Annotated in this window: 4 protein-coding genes, 1 pseudogene and 1 riboswitch; of the genes and pseudogenes, 1 reads left to right on the top strand and 4 read right to left on the bottom strand. The window is 71.6% G+C overall.

All coding sequences use genetic code 11. From position 1 onward, the window contains the following. The 4 genes and pseudogenes from ACFWR9_RS41310 to ACFWR9_RS41295 form a co-directional block, all read right to left on the bottom strand. Positions 1 to 412: pseudogene (locus ACFWR9_RS41310) on the bottom strand (ABC transporter permease); the annotation flags it as partial. Beyond that, complete coding sequence (locus tag ACFWR9_RS41305) at positions 399 to 1367, bottom strand: ABC transporter ATP-binding protein (RefSeq protein WP_383852437.1); 969 nt, start codon at positions 1365 to 1367, stop codon at positions 399 to 401. The gene ACFWR9_RS41305 and the pseudogene ACFWR9_RS41310, both read right to left, overlap by 14 nt. A 28-nt stretch (positions 1368 to 1395) precedes the next feature. Then, complete coding sequence (locus tag ACFWR9_RS41300) at positions 1396 to 2619, bottom strand: outer membrane lipoprotein carrier protein LolA (RefSeq protein ID WP_383852434.1); 1224 nt, start codon at positions 2617 to 2619, stop codon at positions 1396 to 1398. 290 nt (positions 2620 to 2909) lie between these two features. Further along, positions 2910 to 3920: a polyprenyl synthetase family protein gene (locus ACFWR9_RS41295; RefSeq protein WP_383852431.1), complete on the bottom strand. Its 1011-nt coding sequence runs from the start codon at positions 3918 to 3920 to the stop codon at positions 2910 to 2912. A 567-nt stretch (positions 3921 to 4487) separates the two neighbouring features. Then, positions 4488 to 4643, top strand: a riboswitch (cyclic di-AMP (ydaO/yuaA leader). Between the two features lie 4 nt (positions 4644 to 4647). On the opposite strand from ACFWR9_RS41295, the gene ACFWR9_RS41290 reads away from it, so the two are divergent. Continuing rightward, positions 4648 to 5139, top strand: coding sequence for a transglycosylase SLT domain-containing protein (locus ACFWR9_RS41290; protein WP_383852429.1), 492 nt, complete (start codon positions 4648 to 4650; stop codon positions 5137 to 5139). Positions 5140 to 5261 lie beyond the last annotated feature (122 nt).

Below are 5261 nucleotides of genomic sequence, written 5' to 3'. Positions count from 1 at the left end.
CGGCCCCCGCGCCCCTCCCGCCGCGGGCCACGACGCCGATGGCCATCGGCAGGAAGAACGGGAGGGTCGCGGCGAGCGCGGTGAAGACCAGGAACAGGCCGTTGTTGCTGATCTGCGAGATGAAGGCCGGGCCCTCGCCGCCGCCACCCCCGCCACCACCACCACCGAACGACGACGACCCGTCGCTCGTCTCGATCTTCACCGCGATGCCCACCAGGACCGGCACGGCGGCCAGGACGCCCAGCAGGGCGAGGGTGCGCCAGCGCCGGAAGGTGATCAGCAGTTCGCTGCGCAGCAGTCCGAGGGACCACAGCGGATTCGGCGTGCGCACCGCGCCCGCGCCCGCGCCCACGCCCGCGCCCGCCGTCTCGGCCCGCGCCACCGGCACGTGCTCCGTCTCAGCCCGCGACATCGAATCCCTCTCCCGTCAGGGCCACGAACGCGTCCTCCAGGGAGGCCCGTTCCAGTGCGAAGCCGCGGACCCGGACGTGGGCCGCGACCAGGGCCGCGTTGACCTCGGCCAGGTCGCGGTCCGGAGGCTCGGCCGTCACCCGGTCCTCGGCGACGACCACGTCCCCGGCCCCCTGCTCCTTCAGCACCCGGGCCGCGTCGCCCGCGTCCGGCGTGGTCACCACCAGCCGGCCGCGCGCGCCGGCCGACAGGTCGGCCACCGCGCCCTGGGTGATCAGACGGCCGTGCGCCATCACGGCGGCGTGCGTGCAGACCTGCTCGATCTCGTCCAGCAGGTGGGAGGAGAGGAAGACGGTGGTGCCGTCGGAGGCGAGTTCGCGGACCAGCGCGCGGATCTCGCGCATGCCCTGCGGGTCGAGCCCGTTGGTCGGCTCGTCCAGAACCAGCAGGCGGCGCGGCTGGAGCAGCGCGGCGGCGAGGCCGAGCCGCTGCTTCATGCCGAGCGAGTACGCCTTCGCCTTCTTGCCGGCGGCGGCCGCGAGACCCACCCGGTCCAGCGCCGTCCCGACCCGCTCGCGCCGGGTGTGCGGGTCGGCGGTCGGGTCGGCGGCGTCGTAGCGCAGCAGGTTGTCGCGGCCGGAGAGGAAGCCGTACAGGGCCGGGCCCTCGATGAGGGCGCCGACCCTGGGCAGTACGGTGCGGGCCGCGCGCGGCATGGGCCGGCCGAGGACCCGGGCGCTGCCCGCGGTCGGTTCGATCAGGCCCATCAGCATGCGGATGGTGGTGGTCTTGCCGGAACCGTTGGGGCCGAGGAAGCCGAAGACGCTGCCCGCCGGGACGGTCAGGTCGAGACCGTCGACGGCGAGTTGTCCGCCGCGGTAGCGCTTGGTGAGGCCGCGGGTGGAGATGACGGCGTCATCCGCCCGCTCCGGCTCCGCGACGGACGGTTCGGCCATCGGCTTCCTCTCCTGTGCCCCTGCTCCGTTACTTCGCGGCGTCCGCGGCCTTCACCAGCGCGTCCTTGGTGACCGCACCGGCGTAGACCTTGCCGTCCTCCGTGATCAGGGCGTTGACCAGGCGGGTCTTGAAGACCGTGCCCGAGCCGAAGTCGCCCTTGACCTGGTCGCCGAGGGAGCCGAGGAAGCCGCCGAGGTCGCCCAGGTCGCCGCCGCCCGCGGAGCCCGTGGGCAGGCCCTGACCGCCGGTGTCGAAGGCGGCGACCGAGTTCCAGCCCTCGCCGATGACCTTCAGGCCGTCCAGCTCCTTGGCGAGGTCGCCCTCGGCCCCCCGCCCGTGCTCCGGAGCCTTGGCCTGCTCGTCGGCCTCGGTGACCTTCGCGCCCTTGGGCGGGGTGAAGTCGAACGTCGACGCGTCCGGCTTCGCGAAGCTGACCTTGGTGAAGCCGGCGTCCACGACGGCGGCGCCGCCGCTCGCCGGGGTCAGCGTGAACTTCAGGGGCGTGCCGGTCTCGGCGTCCACGGCCACGGTGATCGCACCGACCGTGGAACCCTTCTGCTTGGGCTCGACGACCAGTCGGTAGGCGTCGCGGCCGGCCACCTGGGCGGTGCCGCCGACCTTCACGGACGTGGTGTCGTCGATCGCCTTGAGCGCCTGGTCGGCGAAGTCCTTCGGGGTGGCCGGCACGTCCTTCTCCGGCCGCTCTCCGCCGTCGGAGGCGGTGGAGTGGTAGACCTCGTTGGACTTGCTGTCGTAGCCCCAGACGTCCTTGCCGTCGTGGATCAGGCTGTACTCGGCGGCGTCCTCCAGCAGGGACACCTTCTGCCGGTCGGGGCCGTCGGCCGCGACCCGCAGGGTGTGGGAGCCGGACACCAGCTGGGTGAGCTTGGCCGAGGGGTCGGCGGACGAGCCGCCGTCCTTCCCGTCCCCGCCCGGACCCCCGGACATTTCGGACATCAGGCTGCTCTCCAGGCCGCCGAGGTCCGGCAGGCCCAGGTCGGTGCTGATCCGGACGGTGCCGGAGAGCTGCTGGACGTCCGACTCGGCGATCTTCTGGACGAGTTCCTCCGCCGTGACCTTCGGCAGGTCGGGGTCCCCGGAGTAGGCGAGAGCGGGGACCAGCCCGATCGTCGCGGCCGCCACTCCCATCACCGCGACCGGGACGACGTACCGCGCTGCCTTGCGCCGTCGGGTGCTCAGCTCCTCGCCCGCCCCGGCGGTCGTGTTGTCGTCGGAATCGATCGGTGCCATGTGTGCCCTACCTCCGTCGTCGGCGGCGGCTGTCTCGCGACCTCGCACTCGTTCACCCGTGAGTTCACCCGTGAGCCGCCATTCTCACCCGAATCGGTGAGGATTGGTGTTTTCCGTGGTGTCCATCTGACCAAATCACCGGAGCGCAATCGTCAGACCGCGGGCTCAACTCCACGTACTCCTGCGGGATGACACCGGAGGGCGGCTCCTCCCCCGCCCCGTAGGGGACGGGTACGCCGCCCGCCGACGGAGGGCACCCGACCGTGGCGCGGCGCACGGGCGGTGCGGGGTCAGCCGGCCCGGTGCACCACGGCGTCGCACAGTTCCACCAGCGCGGCCTTCGCCTCGCACTCCCGCAGCGGAGCCAGGGCCGCCCGGGCGTCCTTGGCGTAGCGGACGGTGTCCCGGCGGGCGTGCTCCAGCGCGGGGTGGGCGCGCAGCAGGCGCAGCGCCTCGGCGTGCCGGGCGTCGTCGCTCAGGTCGGAGTCGAGCAGCTCGCTCAGCGCGATGTCCTCGGCGAGTCCCAGCCGGGCCGCGCGCTCGCGCAGCCGGAGCACCGGCAGGGTGGGGATGCCCTCACGCAGGTCCGTGCCGGGCGTCTTGCCCGACTCGTGGGAGTCGGAGGCGATGTCCAGGACGTCGTCCGCGAGCTGGAAGGCGACGCCGAGCCGCTCGCCGTACTGGGTCAGCACGTCCACCACCGTCTCGTCGGCGCCGGACATCATCGCGCCGAAGCGGCAGGAGACGGCCACCAGGGAGCCCGTCTTGCCGCCGAGCACGTCCAGGTAGTGGTCGACGGGGTCCCGGCCGTCCTGCGGTCCGGCCGTCTCCAGGATCTGGCCGGTGACCAGCCGCTCGAACGCGAGGGCCTGCACGCGGACCGCCTCGGGCCCGAGGTCGGCGAGGATCTGGGAGGCGCGGGCGAAGAGGAAGTCGCCGGTCAGGACCGCGACCGAGTTGTCCCAGCGGACATTGGCGCTGGCGACTCCGCGCCGCACGGCGGCCTCGTCCATCACGTCGTCGTGGTACAGCGTGGCCAGGTGGGTCAGCTCCACCACCACGGCCGAGGGCACGATCCCGGGGGCGTAGCGGTCGCCGAACTGGGCCGAGAGCATCACCAGCAGCGGCCGGAACCGCTTGCCGCCGGCCCGCACCAGGTGCTGGGCGGCCTCCGTGATGAAGGGCACCTCGCTTTTGGTTGCTTCAAGCAACCCTTCCTCGACCGCGACCAATCCGGCCTGGACATCGGCTTCCAGAGCCTGGTCCCGCACGCTCAGCCCGAACGGCCCGACGACGGTCACGAGGGGTCTCCTGTCTGCTGGTGTCTACTGGCGATTACCTGGTTTGTCGATAGGTCGCTGCCACCACTCAAGTCAGCGTATCCGGTCACCTTTCGATCACCGCTAGCGCCCACCGTTACAGGCCGGTCGGTATCGGATCATGAGCGGTATGTTTTTGATCAGTCGATATGAGCACATATTGGCCGATATAAATATCGCCTCCCCGGTCCCGAACGAATGCCCGCCCGGTGCGCGAAAACACCGGACCGGCGAAGCACTCTGCATCGAGGGCCGGTTGGGGCGCAGTTGGGGTTAATGCCCGTTTTGCCGCGCTTGTTGAGGCCCGTGAGTTGGCTCACTCCACAGCACCCTCAGGCAACCCCGCCGCAACCTGCGCCCTCCCTTTGCCCCGCACGCCAGTTGAGGCTTGGCAACCGCAAAGGATCAAGAGCCCCAAACGCCTCAGAACAAGGTCAACAGGACGTTGGGTGATTCCTGCACTTGTTCCGGACATGTGCTCTCGCATACGTTCCCGGCCTGTCGGGCGGACGCCGAATCCTGCCACCGCCCGGACACACAGTCATCCACTCAACTCACTCGCCGGCAGGAGCGGGGGACCCAGGTAAGTCGCCGCACCGGTCACCACCGGAGCGGCTCGGGGTGAAGCCGTACCCGTCAGGGCGCGGCCGGGCACCTCCCCGCCCGAACCCGACAGCTCACCTCGTAGGCGTAAGGAGAGGGACACACCATGTCTGCCAACGGTCAGAACCGTCACGCCCGGACCACCCGCATCGCCCGCAAGCTGGCCGTGGCCGGCACCGGTGCCGCGGTGCTCGCCCTGCCGCTCATCGGCGCCACCGGCGCATCCGCGGCCACCCCGGCCGCCACCAAGACCGCCGCCACGGCGGCGACGACGTACCCGGACAACCTCGACGGCTGGATCCGCGAGTCGATGGACATCATGGCGCAGCACGGCATCCCCGGCTCGTACGACAGCATCCACCGCAACATCATGCGGGAGTCGTCCGGCAACCCGCTCGCCATCAACAACTGGGACATCAACGCCGTCAACGGCACCCCGTCCAAGGGCCTGCTCCAGGTGATCGCCCCGACCTTCCAGGCGTACCACGTCGAGGGCACCTCCTGGGACCCGTACGACCCGGTCGCCAACATCACCGCCGCCTGCAACTACGCGGCCGACCGCTACGGCTCGATCGACAACGTCTTCGGCGCCTACTGAGCCGTACCGGGACGTTCAGAAGATCCGTGGGGGGTGGGGGGGGCCCCCCCCGGGGCGGGGGGGGGGGGGGGGGCGCGCGCGGCCCGCCCGAGGGGGGGGGGGGGGGGGGGGCCCGGGGGCCC

Source organism: Streptomyces sp. NPDC058534 (assembly GCF_042717365.1).
Classification (GTDB): Bacteria; Actinomycetota; Actinomycetes; order Streptomycetales; family Streptomycetaceae; genus Streptomyces.
The sequence above is the reverse complement of the archived record's forward strand: the minus strand, read 5'-3'. Positions and strand labels throughout refer to the sequence as shown.